Source organism: Enterococcus viikkiensis, assembly GCF_005405345.1.
Lineage (GTDB): Bacteria > Bacillota > Bacilli > Lactobacillales > Enterococcaceae > Enterococcus_A > Enterococcus_A viikkiensis.
This window is the reverse complement of sequence record NZ_BJDW01000014.1, coordinates 1-15,663: the sequence shown is the minus strand read 5'-3', so window position 1 is coordinate 15,663 and position 15,663 is coordinate 1. Positions and strand designations below refer to the sequence as shown.

Annotated in this window: 12 protein-coding genes; 11 read left to right on the top strand and 1 reads right to left on the bottom strand. The window is 43.6% G+C overall.

Annotated features, from left to right (window positions below; genetic code table 11):
- Window positions 1-5 precede the first annotated feature (5 nt).
- From FFM67_RS08325 to FFM67_RS08315, 3 genes are all read left to right on the top strand, one after another.
- Window positions 6-3,554 carry a hypothetical protein gene (locus FFM67_RS08325; protein WP_137614114.1) on the top strand — a complete coding sequence of 1,183 codons (3,549 nt, stop codon included), beginning with the start codon at window positions 6-8 and terminating at the stop codon, window positions 3,552-3,554.
- Window positions 3,555-3,617: 63 nt separating this feature from the next.
- Window positions 3,618-4,085 (top strand): MarR family transcriptional regulator, encoded by a 468-nt coding sequence (locus FFM67_RS08320; RefSeq protein ID WP_137614113.1) that lies wholly within the window; start codon window positions 3,618-3,620, stop codon window positions 4,083-4,085.
- Window positions 4,086-4,245: 160 nt separating this feature from the next.
- The gene (locus FFM67_RS08315) at window positions 4,246-5,649 is read left to right on the top strand and encodes an MDR family MFS transporter (RefSeq protein WP_137614112.1); all 1,404 of its coding nucleotides are present in this window, start codon (window positions 4,246-4,248) and stop codon (window positions 5,647-5,649) included.
- A 24-nt stretch (window positions 5,650-5,673) separates the two neighbouring features.
- Here FFM67_RS08315 and FFM67_RS08310 read toward each other — a convergent pair whose 3' ends face one another.
- A complete protein-coding gene (locus FFM67_RS08310) occupies window positions 5,674-6,951 on the bottom strand; it encodes a replication-associated recombination protein A (protein WP_137614111.1) in 1,278 nt (425 codons plus the stop codon).
- A 272-nt stretch (window positions 6,952-7,223) separates the two neighbouring features.
- On the opposite strand from FFM67_RS08310, the gene FFM67_RS08305 reads away from it, so the two are divergent.
- The 8 genes from FFM67_RS08305 to FFM67_RS08270 all read left to right on the top strand — a co-directional run bounded on the left by FFM67_RS08305 (window position 7,224) and on the right by FFM67_RS08270 (window position 15,469).
- Window positions 7,224-7,850: a DNA-3-methyladenine glycosylase gene (locus FFM67_RS08305; protein ID WP_137614110.1), complete on the top strand. Its 627-nt coding sequence runs from the start codon at window positions 7,224-7,226 to the stop codon at window positions 7,848-7,850.
- Between the two features lie 2 nt (window positions 7,851-7,852).
- A complete protein-coding gene (locus tag FFM67_RS08300) occupies window positions 7,853-8,329 on the top strand; it encodes a DUF3013 family protein (protein WP_137614109.1) in 477 nt (158 codons plus the stop codon).
- Window positions 8,330-8,343: 14 nt separating this feature from the next.
- A complete protein-coding gene (gene prmA / locus FFM67_RS08295) occupies window positions 8,344-9,291 on the top strand; it encodes a 50S ribosomal protein L11 methyltransferase (RefSeq protein ID WP_137614108.1) in 948 nt (315 codons plus the stop codon).
- A 1-nt stretch (window position 9,292) separates the two neighbouring features.
- On the top strand, window positions 9,293-10,036 hold the full coding sequence (locus tag FFM67_RS08290) for a 16S rRNA (uracil(1498)-N(3))-methyltransferase (protein ID WP_137614107.1): 744 nt from the start codon (window positions 9,293-9,295) through the stop codon (window positions 10,034-10,036).
- 97 nt (window positions 10,037-10,133) lie between these two features.
- The gene (locus FFM67_RS08285) at window positions 10,134-12,341 is read left to right on the top strand and encodes a RelA/SpoT family protein (protein WP_137614106.1); all 2,208 of its coding nucleotides are present in this window, start codon (window positions 10,134-10,136) and stop codon (window positions 12,339-12,341) included.
- A 35-nt stretch (window positions 12,342-12,376) separates the two neighbouring features.
- Window positions 12,377-12,823 carry a D-aminoacyl-tRNA deacylase gene (gene dtd / locus FFM67_RS08280; protein WP_137614105.1) on the top strand — a complete coding sequence of 149 codons (447 nt, stop codon included), beginning with the start codon at window positions 12,377-12,379 and terminating at the stop codon, window positions 12,821-12,823.
- A gap of 104 nt (window positions 12,824-12,927) precedes the next feature.
- Entirely contained in the window at window positions 12,928-14,310 is a 1,383-nt protein-coding gene (gene fumC, locus FFM67_RS08275) for a class II fumarate hydratase (RefSeq protein WP_137614104.1), read from the top strand.
- Window positions 14,297-15,469, top strand: a complete 1,173-nt coding sequence (locus tag FFM67_RS08270; RefSeq protein WP_137614103.1) for an NAD(P)-dependent malic enzyme — start codon at window positions 14,297-14,299, stop codon at window positions 15,467-15,469. The genes fumC and FFM67_RS08270 overlap by 14 nt, the downstream gene beginning before the upstream one ends.
- Window positions 15,470-15,663: the final 194 nt, after the last annotated feature.

The window sequence follows — 15,663 nt, the reverse complement described above, 5'->3', positions numbered from 1 at the left end:
ATAATATGTCAAAAAAAATCGACTATTTTTTAATTGCAATTCTTATTTTCTTATTTTTAGTCCTTCCCGAAAAGGCAGAAGCCGCTGAACTACAGCTAACGCCATCAATCGGATCCCAAAGTAAATTTCCTGCTAGTTCGGCAGGTTTGCAAGAATTGCTTTGGGCGATATATCAAACAGATCCAAAGCAAAGTTATACCATCCAGTTAGAGCGTTCTTTAGATTTAACCGGTACAGCCGTTGGTACGCCAGAAATTCAAGAAAATCCTGTATTAGAGACGATTAATTTTGCCAGTGTTCCGAATTCGTTAACGTTTAAAGGAATAGATCAAGCTGTGATTTTAAGCTTGCCGGAAAGTTGTTTTTTTGGTCAAGACCTTGAATTGAACCAATTGATGTTGCAGGCACCAAAAATTTATGGCAATGGTCACTCATTAATCTTCGAGTCTATTCAACATTTCGGAAAGACGAAACTATTTGGAGGTAGCAATCACGACTTAGTCGGCAATCCGAGAATGATTTTTAATCAGGTTATTGGAGGGGAATGGCAAATTTGTGGAGGAAACGAGTCGGGAATTTTAACTGGAACGGTTGAAACAAAAATTATGAACCTGACAGGCCAGCTCACACGATTATGCGGTGGATCATTAAGCGGAATGATCTCTGGGGATGTAACGACTGAAATAAAGGGGTTAAACGGAGTATTAGTTGATTATTATGGTGGCGGTATCGGAACTGTGGCTGAGCCAGTGACAGTCAATGGAACAATCAGCAATCATATCAACGGCGCTTCAACGGATTTTGTGCTGGGAAATTATTATGGGGGAGTCGCTTTTGGCAAGACTGGACCGATTCAGAATCGACTTAATGGGATTGGTAATTTTTCGACAAAAGGCAATTTAATTGGCGGTTCACAAACTGGGGAAATTAAAGGAGTTTCGCAAGCAATCACGACACAGATCGACACAAGTCAATTTCTTTCAGGCGAACGGAATTTTGTTGGCGGCAATCAGTTTAGTGGTGTAATTACAGGCGCTATCGACAATCAAATTTTAGCTGGTTCATTTGATCGCGGATCGTTCATGCGGATCGATGGTGCCGGTGGGATGGATATTGAAAAAGCCAGTTTGACCAACGCCGTGAATTTTCCGCCAAGTGTGGAGCTGGCCGATCCGTTAAACGTTACTGTAGAAGAAGCGGCGTATGATCAATTAACCGCTGCTGAGCGTTTTGCGACGGCGAGAGAAAAGACGGCTTTTTATGTGGCTGGGGATGTGACAACGCGATTATTTGGCGGTTGTGTGAGTGACGGGGCTGGCAGGGATAAAAATATTTGCGGAGCGGGCTTTGCCGGTTTGGTTAATGGAAAGGTTCAATTGATCTTAGGAGAAAGCGGATTGGTTTACAGCAAACGTTGGGGTCAGCGGGCACAAGAACTAGGGATCAATCCAAATTTTTTGCCGGATAGTCTAAGTGCCGGTTCAAACTATGGCTTTAACGTGGCAGCTGGGGGTGGTGATAATAAAAATAACTGGGAAAATACCCTCTATGTTAAGGGCACGACTCAATTAGTCATGAAACAAGCCTTAGTGAATTTTGCCTACGGCGGAAGTTTTAGTGGAATCTTAGACGGTACTAGTGAGGCGAACTTAGCTGGTGGGCAAGTCAGCCAAATTTGTGGTGCTGGTCAAACGAGTTACCGAATTTATGGGGACAGCTCGTTAAAAATATCCGGTGGTAAGGTAGAAACATATGCGGTTGCTGGCGGGAGATTAGATCGCCGCTTAATTGGGAACTTGCGAACAGAAATTTCTGGTGGCGAGTTTGAGGGGCTAATCGCTGCTACATTTGGTGCGAATTCTAATCATTTGATTGATGGAAATGCTACCACGATCATTACTGGCGGTCGTATCAAAAAAGGGAAAGCGGACACTCAAATTATCGGTGGGGTGGCTAACGAAGGCAGGATTAGCGGGAATATTTCTCTAGTAATAAAAGACGCCGTTGAGTTGGATACTGGTATCTGTATCAGCGCAGCCCGTCCTAAAAAAGCAACACAAAAAAATAGTATTGGTGGGGTGAACAAGCAGGTATCATTAGAAATCGACACGAACAATGCTTTCTCGGAAATTGAACTATTGGGGGATGGGGGAACAGCCGCGAAAGAGCTAATCAGTCCGCAGCTAGAGTTAATAGTGAACGCACCAAACGGCCATTTTTCTTTGATTCAAGGGATGCTCCAAAATAGTTATGCTGGTCGCCTGCTCCACGAAGTTATATTAGATGTTGAGGCGGCAGGATCCATCAAAAAAATGATTGGCAGCGGCGATCCGACCTTTTCGAATCGTTTGATTGCCAACAGTACTGCTGAAATTTTGCTACAGTTAAGTGCGTCGCAAAAAGAATTAGCCGTTGAAGAAATATATAATTTCACCCAAGCGACTGTTTTAGAAAATAGCCGAATCTCGCTGCAAACAATGAAAAATGCTTATGGGGCTACAAATGAAAATTTTGCGACTCATTACCATCAGTTTGGGGAGTTAACTTTGTCCGAAGGGGCTTGTTTAGCGGTAAATGAATTAAAAACTGGCAGTCTAGTGGCCGAAAAAACCGCTGAACTTCATTCTCCTGCTGAAGCTTCAGCGATACATTTACGGAAATTCGCTCCTACAACAAAGCTGACTTGGCGTCCTTTAAACGAAAAATTGCCACAAAAAATCAACGGCACCTATTTTGACCAGCAAAAAGGGTTTGCCATCATGCAGTTCGCTGGAACCGAGAGTCTGTTAACACCGCTGAACTTTATCGGTTTCGATGCTGCTGGGCATGTGTACACTGGCGATACTAATGGGGAACTGGGGCTGGCGGTGGCGGCCACCATTATTAACTATCAAGCAGTTGATCAACAAGGGAAAATTATTCATGACTTGCCCTTGCAGCCCAACAATCAGCCCCTACCGTTAAAAATATGGGGAACTGGTGATGAGCATAGTGATGAGTTGATTATTCCAGGAGAAACAAAACTTCAGCCGACAGTGCACTTTATGGGAAAGGACGATTCTTCTTTCCAACAGGCAGAAATTCACGGTAGTGACGGGACAATGAAGCAAATCAGTGAGTCTAGTTGGCAACCGACCGAGAGCTATTATTATCAAGTATCAGCGACCTATATGCCGATGTCGGGAACACTAAAACTAGTATCAGTTCCATCAGAAATAAATTTTGGTCAGCAGTCAATCGGTCACATAACACGTTTTTATCCAAAAATAAAGGGTGAGTTAATCATAGAAGATACGCGCCAAAACCAACGGCCGTGGCAATTAACGCTGCAAGCCGACGCTAGTGAAATAGGAGAATTATTTTTTCAGGAGTCGGAAACAAGTTATCCATTGAATGAGGAAATTTCGGTTTTTAACCAAACGGGGTCTTTAAGAACAGACTTCGACGATTGGAATCAAAAAAAGGGCATCTTTTTAACGGTTCCACAAGGCAGGCAAAAACTAGGAAAACATCTTCTGACCTTTCGCTGGCGCTTGACAACGAAGGTTGGATGAACTTTGTTGAAAAAGAAACATAATTATCCTAGAATGAGAGTGCACTCACTAGGAGGAAGATTCATGAACAAAAGGGAAGAAGTCCTTGAAGGCTTCAGCGAAGTATTTAACAAACGGGCGTGGCTGGATAAAGTCAAGATGGAGACGGCTTTAGCTGGTTATACAGCATCCGAGGTTCACTGCATTGAATTTATCGGTAAGCATCAAGATCCGAATGTCACGAAGATGGCGGAGTCGATGTATATGACCCGTGGTGCTATCAGTAAGTTGACTAAAAAAATGTTGAAAAAAAAATACATCGAAAGCTACCAAAAGGCAGATAATAAAAAAGAAATTTATTTTAAGCTGACTGAAGAAGGCGAAAATGTTTTTAACATTCATGAGCAGCTTCACAAAGAATTCGAAGAACGAGATAAAGAAGTCTTCGCACCTGTTACTGAGGAGCAGTACGATGCTTTTTTAACTTTTTTAGAGCGATACAATCAACATTTAGAAGCGGAAATAAAGAAGCAAGGTCTTACGATCAATTAAGTAGCTGGGCAGTCTCAATTTTTTGAGGCTGTTTATTTTTGTTGACACGGAAACAAATAAGTAGTATTGTTTCCTGAGAAACAAAAACTCGGTTTATTTTCATGCTGCAGCTAGAAAAATTTACTGATGATCAACTACTTGTTCTTGAAAGGAATCTTCTATGAATCAATCAAAATTACCGAAAGAAGTGTTATCGGCGGCCTGGGCGATTGCCTTGGGTGCGATTGCTCCTATGTTAGACTCAACGATGGTGAATATCGCCATCGATCAATTAACCAAAAATTTTCATACAACCCTTACTATTATTCAATGGGCAATCACCGGCTACGTTTTGGCTTTAGCCATCGCTGTTCCGATTGCCGGTTGGTTGATGAATCATTTTGACGGTAAGAAAATTTTTATTGCCGCGGTGATTCTTTTCGGCTTCACTTCGATTCTTGCCGGCATTAGCTGGAATGTTACTAGCTTTATTGCTTTTCGTCTGCTGCAAGGTTTTAGTGCAGGAATTATCACACCTTTGATGTCAACGTTGTTAGTCAAAACAGCCGGTCCAGAAAATATCGGACGGGTCATGGCGATCGTCAGCACCCCGATGATTTTTGGTCCGATTCTTGGTCCAGTTCTCGGCGGCTTTATCGTACAGGCGGCTTCGTGGCGTTGGATCTTTTTCATAAATGTCTTCATTGTTTTAATCGCGGCACCCTTAATGCTGCGTACCTTGCCAAGCTTTACGCCTTTTAATCGCGAAAGCAAGCTGGATATTTTTGGCATTCTTGATTTGTCGGTTATGAGTGCCGCGTTGATTTATGGCATTACCAAGGCCGCGGATTATGCGACCTTCAATAATAGCGAATCCTTAATTTGGACAGGTGTCGGTCTATTATTGCTTGTTACTTATATTTTCTATGATCACTATAGAGGACATCAAACGGTTTTACCGCTGACTATTTTTTCTCATCGAAGCTTTAGGGCATCTAGCATCGGTTTATTCTTTGCCAATATTGCTATTATGGGTCCTATGCTGATTTTACCCTTGTTCTTTCAAAACTTCCGGCATTTTTCCGCGATGGCGGCAGCAATCGCATTAATTCCTCAAGGTTTGGGAATGCTGGTGACCCGACCTTTGATCGGTAAACTCATCGATCAGCTTGGCGCTAAGTATGTTGTCATCGTTAGTTTAATTATTTCGCTGATTGGTACGATTCCGTTAGTTTTTATCACTAATCAAACTAGCATGGTCTGGATCGCCTTGATCCTGTTTATTCGCGGGACCAGTTTTGGCGGCATCAACTTGCCGTTAACAAGCGATGCCTATACTGGGCTGTCGGATGAAGAATTACCAGACGCCGGTGTAGGGATTAATATCATTGAAAATCTTGGTTCAAGCTTCGGTTCAGCGATGATCGCAACAGTCGTGGCTGCGGTATTACAAGGCGCACAGCCAACGATCGCTCACGAATTGTCTGCTTATCATGCGGGCTTTCTGGTGTCAGTCATCGTTCTGGTTTTGATCTTTCTTCCTAGCCTCTTTCTAACAACTAAAACGAATGACCCTCAAAGTTAGATTCCTCTAACCTTGAAGGTCATTTTATTTTTTCTTTTTCCATTCTTCGATCCGTTGGTATTGCTGACCAAGCGCTTGTTCGTATTTGCCAGTCGCTTTAGGCTCGTAGTAATGAGCATCTTTGATTTTGTCAGGTAAGTATTGCTGATCCACCCACGCATTTTCAAAGCTATGGGGATATTGGTAGCCAATTCCCCGTTGTAACTCTTTTGCACCTTTATAATGACTGTCTCGTAAATGATCGGGCACTTCGCCGGCATTGCCAAGACGGATATCAGCGATCGCCGCATCTAAGGCTAGATAAGCCGAGTTTGATTTAGGTGAAAGGCAAAGATCCACCACTGCGTCGGCCAAAGGAATCCGCGCTTCGGGAAAGCCTAATTTTTCAGCGGCTTGCACGGCTTGAACTGTGCGAGCAGCGGCGGCTGGATTGGCTAGGCCGATGTCTTCATAGCCCATCACCATCAAGCGTCGACAAATAATCGGTAGATCACCGGCTTCGACTAGTCTGCCTAAATAATGTAGCGCAGCATTGACATCGCTGCCTCGGACCGATTTTTGAAAGGCGGAGATCACATCGTAGTGAGCATCGCCGTCTTTGTCGTGGGTCAGTGCTTTTCGTTGCACACATTCTTCGATGATGGGAAGGGTCAAATGAATGTTTCCTTCCGCATCTTTTGGCGTAGATTTAGTCGCTAGTTCTAAGCCGTTTAAAGAGCTGCGTAAATCCCCGTTGGTGGCCCGCGCCAAATGCCTCAACGCTTCTTCATCTATTTTAACCGGATATCCTCCAAGACCGCGTTCTTTATCAGTCAAGGCTGACTTGACTGCTGTAATAATATCAGCTTCGTCTAAAGGCTTGACTTCAAAAATTTGAGTTCGACTGCGAATAGCGGGATTGATGGTGATGTATGGATTTTCAGTAGTAGCGCCGATCATAATAATTCGGCCACTTTCTAAATGAGGCAATAGAAAATCCTGTTTGGTTTTATCTAGCCGATGGACTTCATCCAATAATAAAATAACCGTACCGCTCATCTTGGCTTCTTCGGCAACGATCTGTAAGTCTTTTTTTGTGTCAGTGGCGGCGTTCAACATTCGAAAGGCGTAGTTGGTAGAGCCGGCGATGGCGCTAGCGATGCTAGTTTTCCCAGTGCCGGGAGGGCCATATAAAATCATCGATGAAAGCATTCGCGCCTCCACCATTCGGCGAATAATCTTGCCTTCGCCGACTAATTGCTGCTGCCCGACAACTTCATCTAAGTTGCGGGGGCGCATGCGATAAGCTAAAGGTTGTTGCATAAGAAACCTCCTTGAAATTTAATAAAGGGAGTAAAGAGTCCTTCGATAAGGTATGATCGATGACAGGTGAATTCAGCGATGTGCTGAAGAAAATCAGCTTTTATCAATTTTGATTAGTGCTAGTTCTCATTCGGCTAATTTGCTAAAGCAAGGAGTAAAATTAGCAAATGTATGTTCTCATTATAGCATTTTTTGCTTATGTTTGCTGGGTTTTGGGTTGTTGGGCGTAGCGAGTATTTGGATTATTGTGTATCATGGAGAAGGTGAGAAAAATGGAGCAGGTAATTGATTTTTTTAATCGTGAAACGACTGAAAATATTGCGAAATATTTATTAGGGATGTACTTGGAGCATGAGACGCCTGAAGGGAAATTGGGCGGCTATATCGTTGACTGTGAAGCGTATTTGGGACCGGATGATTTGGCTGCGCATAGCTATGGAATGCGGAATACACCACGTGTTCGGGCGATGTACGAAAAGCCGGGTACAATTTATTTATACACGATGCATACCCATTTGATTTTGAATATGATCACACAGCCTGAAGGGGTGCCGCAAGGAGTAATGATCCGAGGGATTGAACCGGTGGACGGTATCGAAGTGATGATCGTCAATCGTCATGGTCGAAGTGGGGCGGTACTTTCGGATGGACCGGGAAAATTAGTTGAGGCTCTAGGTATTAGCCGAAAATTGTATGGTGAGTCGATTTTTTCTAGCTCTTTGCATCTTGTTCCCCAAAAACGACGGGTACCGAAAACAATCGATGCGCTGCCTCGTATCGGTATTCCGAATAAAGGGATTTGGACTGAGCGGCCGTTACGATTTGTTGTTCATGGCAATCCTTACATAACGAATCAACGTAAAACTTTAATAGAAGAGAATAATGGATGGAGGAAATAAGTATGGCGAAAGAGACTATGGTTACGTATTTAGATAATTATTTAAACAAAAAAATTCCGGATTATGAATTGGCATTGGATTGGGATACCCGCAATCACAGCTTTGAGATCGCGTTTCTGATTTATGGCGAAAATAAAGGGCAGATTGAAATTGATGACGCGGATGGTGTGGCTTCTGAAGAAGAGATCATTGAATTTGAGGATGCGATTTTATTGGTTGATCCGGACAAATCGAAGTACGATGCTGACGATTATTTGGCAGTGATTCCTTATGAAGGTAAAAAAGGGATGAAGAAAAATGAACTGACGGCAGTCGTGGATTACTTGAAAGATGTAATCGATGACGGGCAAAGCGATTTATTAGATTTTCTCGCAGATGACAGCGACGAAGCCGTTTTTGAAATGAATTGGGACGATGCAATCTTTCAAGCATCCATTAAACCAAGTGACAGTAGCTATCTATCCTATCCAAGTTATTAAAAGGGGCGAATATTATGAAATGGAATGAAGTAAAAGTAACAACGGAAAGCGAGGCGGTAGAAGCTGTCTCGAATATTTTGATGGAGGCGGGGGCTTCAGGAGTCGCGATTGAAGACGCGCTAGACTTTGAGAATTATCAAGAGGATCAATATGGTGAATTGGTTGATAAAGAAACGTTTTCTAGCTTAGCTGAAGGAGCTATCGTTAAGGCTTATTTTCCTGAAACGATTTTTTTACCGGAAATTTTGCCTTTCATCAAAGACAATATTGCTAAGTTGCCAGAATTCGGGTTGAATATCGGAAAAAATCTGGTGGAAGTCAGCGAAGTAGAAGAGAGCGACTGGGCGACTGCGTGGAAAAAATACTATCACCCTGTTCGTGTGACTCGTTATTTGACGATTGTGCCTAGCTGGGAGAAATATGAAGCACAGCATGACGATGAAAAAATTATTACCTTAGATCCCGGCATGGCTTTTGGAACGGGGACACACCCAACAACCAACCTAACCCTGCAAGCGTTGGAAACTGTTTTGCGTGGTGGCGAAACTGTTTTGGATGTTGGCACGGGCTCAGGCGTTTTGAGTATCGCCAGCTCCCTTTATGGGGCAAAGGAGATTCATGCCTATGATTTAGACGAGGTGGCGGTTCGTTCCGCACAGGAAAATGTCGACTTGAATGCTCATACCGAAAACATTCATGTATCGGCCAATGATTTGCTGGTTGGTGTGGAGCAAGAAGCCGATGTGATCGTGGCGAATATTTTGGCGGATATCATCGTGTTGATGATCGAAGATGCGTGGCGCTTGTTGAAAGCGGACGGAAAATTGATCGTTTCAGGCATCATTGAAGATAAAAAAGATATGGTACTGGAAGCTATGTACGCCCAAGGGTTTGAAGTGGATCGCATCTTCCAACAAAAAGATTGGTTCGCAATTATTTTACAGAAGCCAGAGGAAGACTAAGATGCAGCGCTATTTTATTGATCAAGCCTACCAACCAACGGTAGAACTTAGTGGTGAAGCGCATCATCATATGGCACGAGTAATGCGGATGGGTGTCGATGATGAAGTGTTTCTCGTGTTTACGGATCAAACGGCGATTAAAGCGAAAATCATCGAGATTGACAGTGAGAAAGTCGTGCTAGCCGAGGTGGAAAAGGAAAGTTGGCAACGAGAATTGCCGATTGCTATCACCATTGCCAGCGGCTTTCCAAAAGGGGAGAAGCTGGAGCTGGTCGTTCAAAAAGGGACGGAATTAGGGGCACATCAGTTTATTGCTTTTCCTAGTGAAAGCTCGGTAGCGAAGTGGGATGCCAAGAAGCAGCAAAAAAAACAGCAGCGTTTAAATAAGATCGCCCAAGAAGCGGCAGAGCAATCCCACCGCCAAGCATTACCGACTGTTGAATTTGCTTCGGAAAAAGAATTAGTCGCTCGTTTTTCTGACTATGATGCAGTCTTGATCGCCTATGAAGAATCCGCGAAGCAAGGGGAGCAAGCTCAATTAGTTCAAACTTTCCAGCAATTAAGAGCCGGTCAAAAATTACTGGTCGTCTTTGGGCCAGAGGGTGGTCTGACACCGAAAGAGATCGCGCTTTTTCAAGGGGCGGGAGCAAAATTATGCGGTTTAGGTCCACGCATTTTGCGGACAGAGACGGCACCACTTTATTTTTTGAGTGCCGCTAGTTTCTATTATGAGCTGCAGCACTGATTTAATTGAAAAAGACCACTAGAGTTTGTATAATAAGTACAATCATTTTCAGAAAGAGTAGCAGTCTGCTTCTTATTAATTAAAGGGGGAACGTCACATGGCAAAAGAAGTTGAATTGACTGGTCCTGACGTCATTAGGATGGTCAGTACCTACATGGGAAAAGAGCACGTGGCGTTTGTCCAAAAGGCTTACGACTTTGCTTATGAAGCCCATAAGCCTCAGGTCCGTAAATCGGGCGAGCCTTACATTATTCATCCGATTCAAGTCGCCGGGATCTTGGCAGACTTACATATGGACCCTCATACAGTTGCCACCGGGTTCTTGCATGATGTGGTGGAAGACACGCCAGTAACGTTAGAAGATTTAAAAGTTGAATTTGGAGAAGACGTCGCTTCATTAGTTGACGGCGTAACCAAATTAGGGAAGATCAAATACAAATCCCATGAGGAACAATTAGCAGAGAACCATCGGAAAATGTTGTTGGCGATGGCGCAAGACCTGCGGGTAATTATGGTCAAACTAGCAGACCGCTTGCACAATATGCGGACGTTAAAATATTTACGTGATGACAAACAGCGTCGTATCGCACGGGAAACATTGGAAATTTACGCACCATTGGCTGATCGTTTAGGGATGAGCCGGATCAAGTGGGAATTGGAAGATACGGCCTTACGTTACTTGAATCCAAAGCAATATTATCGGATCGTTCACTTGATGCGCAGTAAACGGGATGAGCGGGAAGGTTTCGTTGACGAAGCGGTGGACGAGATCAAGGAAGCCACGAAAGAGTTAGGGATCGAAGGCGATATTTATGGTCGCCCGAAACATATTTATTCGATTTACCGCAAGATGCGCGATCAGAAAAAACAATTCGATGAAATTTATGACCTATTAGCGATTCGAGTAATCGTGGATTCCATCAAAGATTGTTACGCAGTGCTTGGTGCAATCCATACCAAATGGAAACCAATGCCTGGGCGTTTCAAAGATTATATTGCGATGCCGAAAGCGAATATGTATCAGTCGCTACATACGACGATCATTGGCCCTAGCGGCAATCCGGTTGAGGTCCAAATTCGAACCCACGAAATGCATCAGATCGCTGAGTTCGGGGTTGCGGCTCACTGGGCATATAAAGAAGGCAAGACCGATAAGACAGAGGAAACGCAAGACAATCGACAATTGGATTGGTTCCGGGAAATCATTGAGCTGCAAGATGAGAGCTACGATGCTTCCGAATTTATGGAAAGTGTTAAAGGGGATATTTTCAGTGATAAGGTTTACGTCTTCACACCAAAAGGAGATGTAACCGAATTACCGAAAGGCTCTGGTCCGTTAGATTTTGCGTACAGCATCCATACCGATGTTGGGAATAAAACAACTGGAGCAAAAGTCAACGGCAAAATGGTGCAACTGGATTATAAATTAAAAAATGGCGACATCATCGAGATCATGACTTCAGCCAATTCCTTTGGTCCCAGCCGAGACTGGTTGAATCTAGTAAAGACCAGCAAAGCCAAAAATAAAATCAAACGTTTCTTTAAAACCCAGGATCGTGATGAAAATGTGACAAAGGGCCACGATGCGGTGGTGAAATGTATCAACGATCTAGGCTTCCTACCGAAGGAAATGCTGACGAAGGACAAGCTGTCTGAGGTGTTAGACAAAATCAATTTTCATAGTGAAGAAGATTTATATGCGGCAATTGGTTTTGGTGAGATTAGCGCGCTGACTTTTGCCAATCGTTTGACGGAAAAAGAACGCCGCGAACAAATGAAGCAAAAGCAACGTGACGCCGTCGATGAAATGGTGAATAGTCCGAAAGAACCAGAAAAAATCAAAGTTCGGCATGAAGGTGGCATTGTGATTCAAGGGATCGAAAATCTTTTGATCCGCATCAGCCATTGTTGCAATCCTGTTCCCGGAGATGACATTGTCGGCTATATTACTAAAGGCCGCGGCATTTCGATCCATCGGGCCGATTGTCCAAATATTACGAAGCAAAAAGACATCCAACAACGCTTGATCGAAGTAGAGTGGGAAGACACGACGAATTCTGTTCAAGAATACAATGCCGACTTAGAAGTGTATGGTTTTAATCGTGATGGACTGTTGAATGATGTCTTGAACATCGTCAGTGGCATGACTAAAAAATTAGTTAGTGTTGAAGCGAAGCCAACCAAAGATCGGCTGGCAGTCATTAATTTGACCTTTAAAATCCAAAATTTGAATCATTTGTATTCTATCGTCGATAAAATCAAAACCGTTCCCGACGTTTACAGCGTGAAGCGGACCAAAGGTTAAGCAGCCTAGCTAGACAAATTTTCAGGAGGTTTTTTATGCGAGCAGTCATTCAACGGGTTAGTCAAGCAAGTGTTACCATTGATAAGCAAGTGATTGGTCAGATCGATCGGGGCTTTATGATCTTACTGGGGATTCATGAAGAAGACACGCAAGCAGACGCGGATTATTTGATTCGCAAAATTCCATTATTGCGGGTCTTTGAAGATCCGGAAGGCAAAATGAATCAGTCGTTGCAAGACATCGGCGGTAGCGTCTTGAGTGTATCGCAGTTTACGTTGTATGCCGATACTAAAAAAGGCAATCGTCCAAGTTTTATTAAAGCGGCGCGACCAGAAACGGCGATTCCTTTGTATGAGTACTTCAATGAAGGCTTACGTGAGGCGGGGCTAACGGTGGAGACTGGGGAATTTGGCGGCGATATGGACGTTGCGCTAGTCAATGATGGCCCTGTGACGATTCTATTTGACACACGGGATAAATAACGAACGAAGGACAAAAATCTACGGATTTTTGTCCTTTTTTTCTATCCTTCTAGCAAAAAATAAGGGATAATTGAACCAATGAGTGAACATTGAGAGGAGCATATATGGAGACACGAACTGAACGAGATTCAATGGGGCCAATCGAAGTGCCGAAAGAAGCGTGGTGGGGAGCGCAAACTGAACGAAGTCGTCAAAATTTTAAAATTGGTGGAGAGAAAATGCCACCAGAATTGCTACAGGCCTTAGTTTTGGTAAAGAAAATGGCAGCGATTGCGAATCAGAGAACGGGCAAACTAGAGGCTGAAAAGAGCTTAGCGATTCAAGAAGCAGCTGACTTATTGTTAAAAGGCGAGAGCTGGCAAGAGTTCCCCTTAGTGGTTTGGCAAACGGGCAGTGGAACCCAAAGCAATATGAATACCAACGAAGTGCTGGCTCATCTAGCTAGTGAAAAGGATTTAGCAGTTCACCCAAATGACGATGTGAATATGTCACAAAGTTCCAACGATGTGTTTCCAACAGCGATTCATCTAGCGGGAACATTGGCAGTCGAAAAAAAGTTATTGCCAGCGCTTCATGAGATGATCGGAGTTTTAGAAGAGTTAGAAGAGGTTAACCAAGATGTGATTAAGATTGGTCGGACCCATTTGCAGGATGCAACGCCAATCACTTTTGGGCAAGAGATCAGCGGTTGGCGCGCCGCCTTAGAACACAATGAGACTATGCTGATCAGTAGTTTATCACAATTGCGTCAGTTGGCGATCGGCGGCACGGCAGTAGGAACCGGTTTAAATGCATCGAAGGCTTATGAAGCAGCGTTTATTGATGCGTTGAAGGAAGAGACGGGGATTCATTTTATGAGTGAAGCCAATAAATTTCATGCTTTAGCCAATCGGGATGCGGTGGTGTTTGTCAGCGGAGCATTAAAATCGTTGGCGGCAAATGCTATGAAGATGGCCAATGATATTCGTTGGTTGGCTAGTGGTCCTCGCAGTGGCTTAGGGGAAATCACAATTCCAGCCAATGAACCCGGCAGTTCGATCATGCCTGGCAAAGTCAATCCAACGCAATGTGAGGCTTTAGCAATGGTGGCGGTTCAAGTGATGGGAAATGACACGGTGATCGGAATCGCGGCATCTCAAGGTAATTTTGAATTAAATGTCTATCTGCCTGTGATCGCTTTTAATTTATTACAAAGTGTTCGCTTATTGACGGATGCTTTGCAGTCTTTTAGTGAGAATTGTTTGAAGGGTCTGCGGGTCAATAAAGCACGGATGGCGGAATTAGTGAAGCAGTCTTTAATGCTAGTTACGTCATTGAACAGTCACATCGGTTATGACAAAGGTGCTGAAATCGCTAAGAAAGCCTATAACGAAGGGACAACCTTAAGAGATGCGGCGTTGACGTTAGGCTATGTTACCGAAGAAGAATATGATCTGTGGGTCAGACCAGAGAAAATGATTGGAGAGAGAGTAAATGACTATTTATGATGAAGCATTGACCGCTCATGAAAAATGGCGCGGTAAGATTGAAATAACCAGTAAAGCCAGAGTTCACAACAAAGAGGATCTTTCATTGGCTTATACACCTGGTGTGGCGGAACCTTGTCGCAAAATTGCTGAGAATAAAAATAAAGCCTATGAGTATACCTGGAAAGGGAATAGTGTTGCAGTGGTGACAGATGGTACGGCGGTGTTGGGTTTAGGTGATATTGGACCAGAAGCGGCTTTGCCTGTAATGGAAGGGAAAGCCTTGCTATTTAAAGAATTTGCGGACATTGATGCAGTGCCGATTTGTTTAGACACGAAGGACCCACAAGAAATTATCCAGATCGTCAAAGCGATTGCACCGACTTTTGGTGGGATCAATCTCGAAGATATCAGCGCCCCGCGCTGTGTAGAAATCGAACGTGCATTGATTGAAGCATTGGATATTCCGGTCTTTCATGACGATCAACATGGCACCGCAGTGGTGGTTACTGCCGCACTGATTAACGCTTTGAAATTAGTCAAAAAAGACCCGCAAGAGTTAAAAGTCGTTATTTCTGGAACCGGTGCTGCCGGTAGTGCAATCATTCATATGCTGGTTGATCTTGGTGTCAAAAATATTATCGCCTTCAATAAAGAAGGCGCATTGAATCAAGAGGTGGCGAACGCAACTTTTGTAGAAAAAGAAATCTTGGAATTGATCACACCAAAAGATTTCAACGGGACGATGGTGGAAGCTTTTGTCGGTGCTGATGTGTTTATTGGTGTTTCAGCCCCTAATTTAGTGACCAAAGAAATGATCGCCTCTATGAATGAAGGGAATATCGTTTTTCCAATGGCGAATCCTGAACCAGAAATCAGTTATCATGAAGCATTAGCTGGCGGTGCTGCCGTAGTCGGTACCGGCCGATCAGATTACCCAAATCAAATCAATAATGTCCTGGCTTTTCCTGGCTTGTTCCGTGGCGCTTTCGCGGCCGAAGCGAAGAAGATCACACCGGGTATGCAGCTAGCTTGTGCCCACGCGATCGCCGATTCGATTCCGTATTCGGAATTAAGTTCGACCTACATTATCCCATCCGCTTTTGAGGAAAATGTCGTTGATTTGATTACGATGAAAGTCGCAGCAGCTGCCAGAAAAGATGGCGTTACTCGTTCGTAAAATAGGGTGTAGTACGGCTGAAACAGACTTGTTGTCGATTTTATAGTTTTAGGTAGAAAGGAATCCGTTGAATGAGTAAAATTTTTGGAATGAGCTTTGCCAGCATTTATCCTTTATATATTCTTAATTGTCAAATTAAGTTAGACAAATCATCAATACTTACGTAACTCAAAAATACTTCCAAAGGTGTTCGA

Bases quoted from the DNA above. Each gene is read 5' to 3' on its own strand.
- FFM67_RS08320 (WP_137614113.1), top strand. From the start codon at position 3,618: ATGAACAAAAGGGAAGAAGTCCTTGAAGGCTTCAGCGAAGTATTTAAC.
- FFM67_RS08290 (WP_137614107.1), top strand. From the start codon at position 9,293: ATGCAGCGCTATTTTATTGATCAAGCCTACCAACCAACGGTAGAACTT.
- FFM67_RS08300 (WP_137614109.1), top strand. From the start codon at position 7,853: ATGGCGAAAGAGACTATGGTTACGTATTTAGATAATTATTTAAACAAA.
- fumC (WP_137614104.1), top strand. From the start codon at position 12,928: ATGGAGACACGAACTGAACGAGATTCAATGGGGCCAATCGAAGTGCCG.
- FFM67_RS08315 (WP_137614112.1), top strand. From the start codon at position 4,246: ATGAATCAATCAAAATTACCGAAAGAAGTGTTATCGGCGGCCTGGGCG.
- FFM67_RS08310 (WP_137614111.1), bottom strand. From the start codon at position 6,951: ATGCAACAACCTTTAGCTTATCGCATGCGCCCCCGCAACTTAGATGAA.
- dtd (WP_137614105.1), top strand. From the start codon at position 12,377: ATGCGAGCAGTCATTCAACGGGTTAGTCAAGCAAGTGTTACCATTGAT.
- FFM67_RS08325 (WP_137614114.1), top strand. From the start codon at position 6: ATGTCAAAAAAAATCGACTATTTTTTAATTGCAATTCTTATTTTCTTA.
- FFM67_RS08305 (WP_137614110.1), top strand. From the start codon at position 7,224: ATGGAGCAGGTAATTGATTTTTTTAATCGTGAAACGACTGAAAATATT.
- prmA (WP_137614108.1), top strand. From the start codon at position 8,344: ATGAAATGGAATGAAGTAAAAGTAACAACGGAAAGCGAGGCGGTAGAA.
- FFM67_RS08285 (WP_137614106.1), top strand. From the start codon at position 10,134: ATGGCAAAAGAAGTTGAATTGACTGGTCCTGACGTCATTAGGATGGTC.
- FFM67_RS08270 (WP_137614103.1), top strand. From the start codon at position 14,297: ATGACTATTTATGATGAAGCATTGACCGCTCATGAAAAATGGCGCGGT.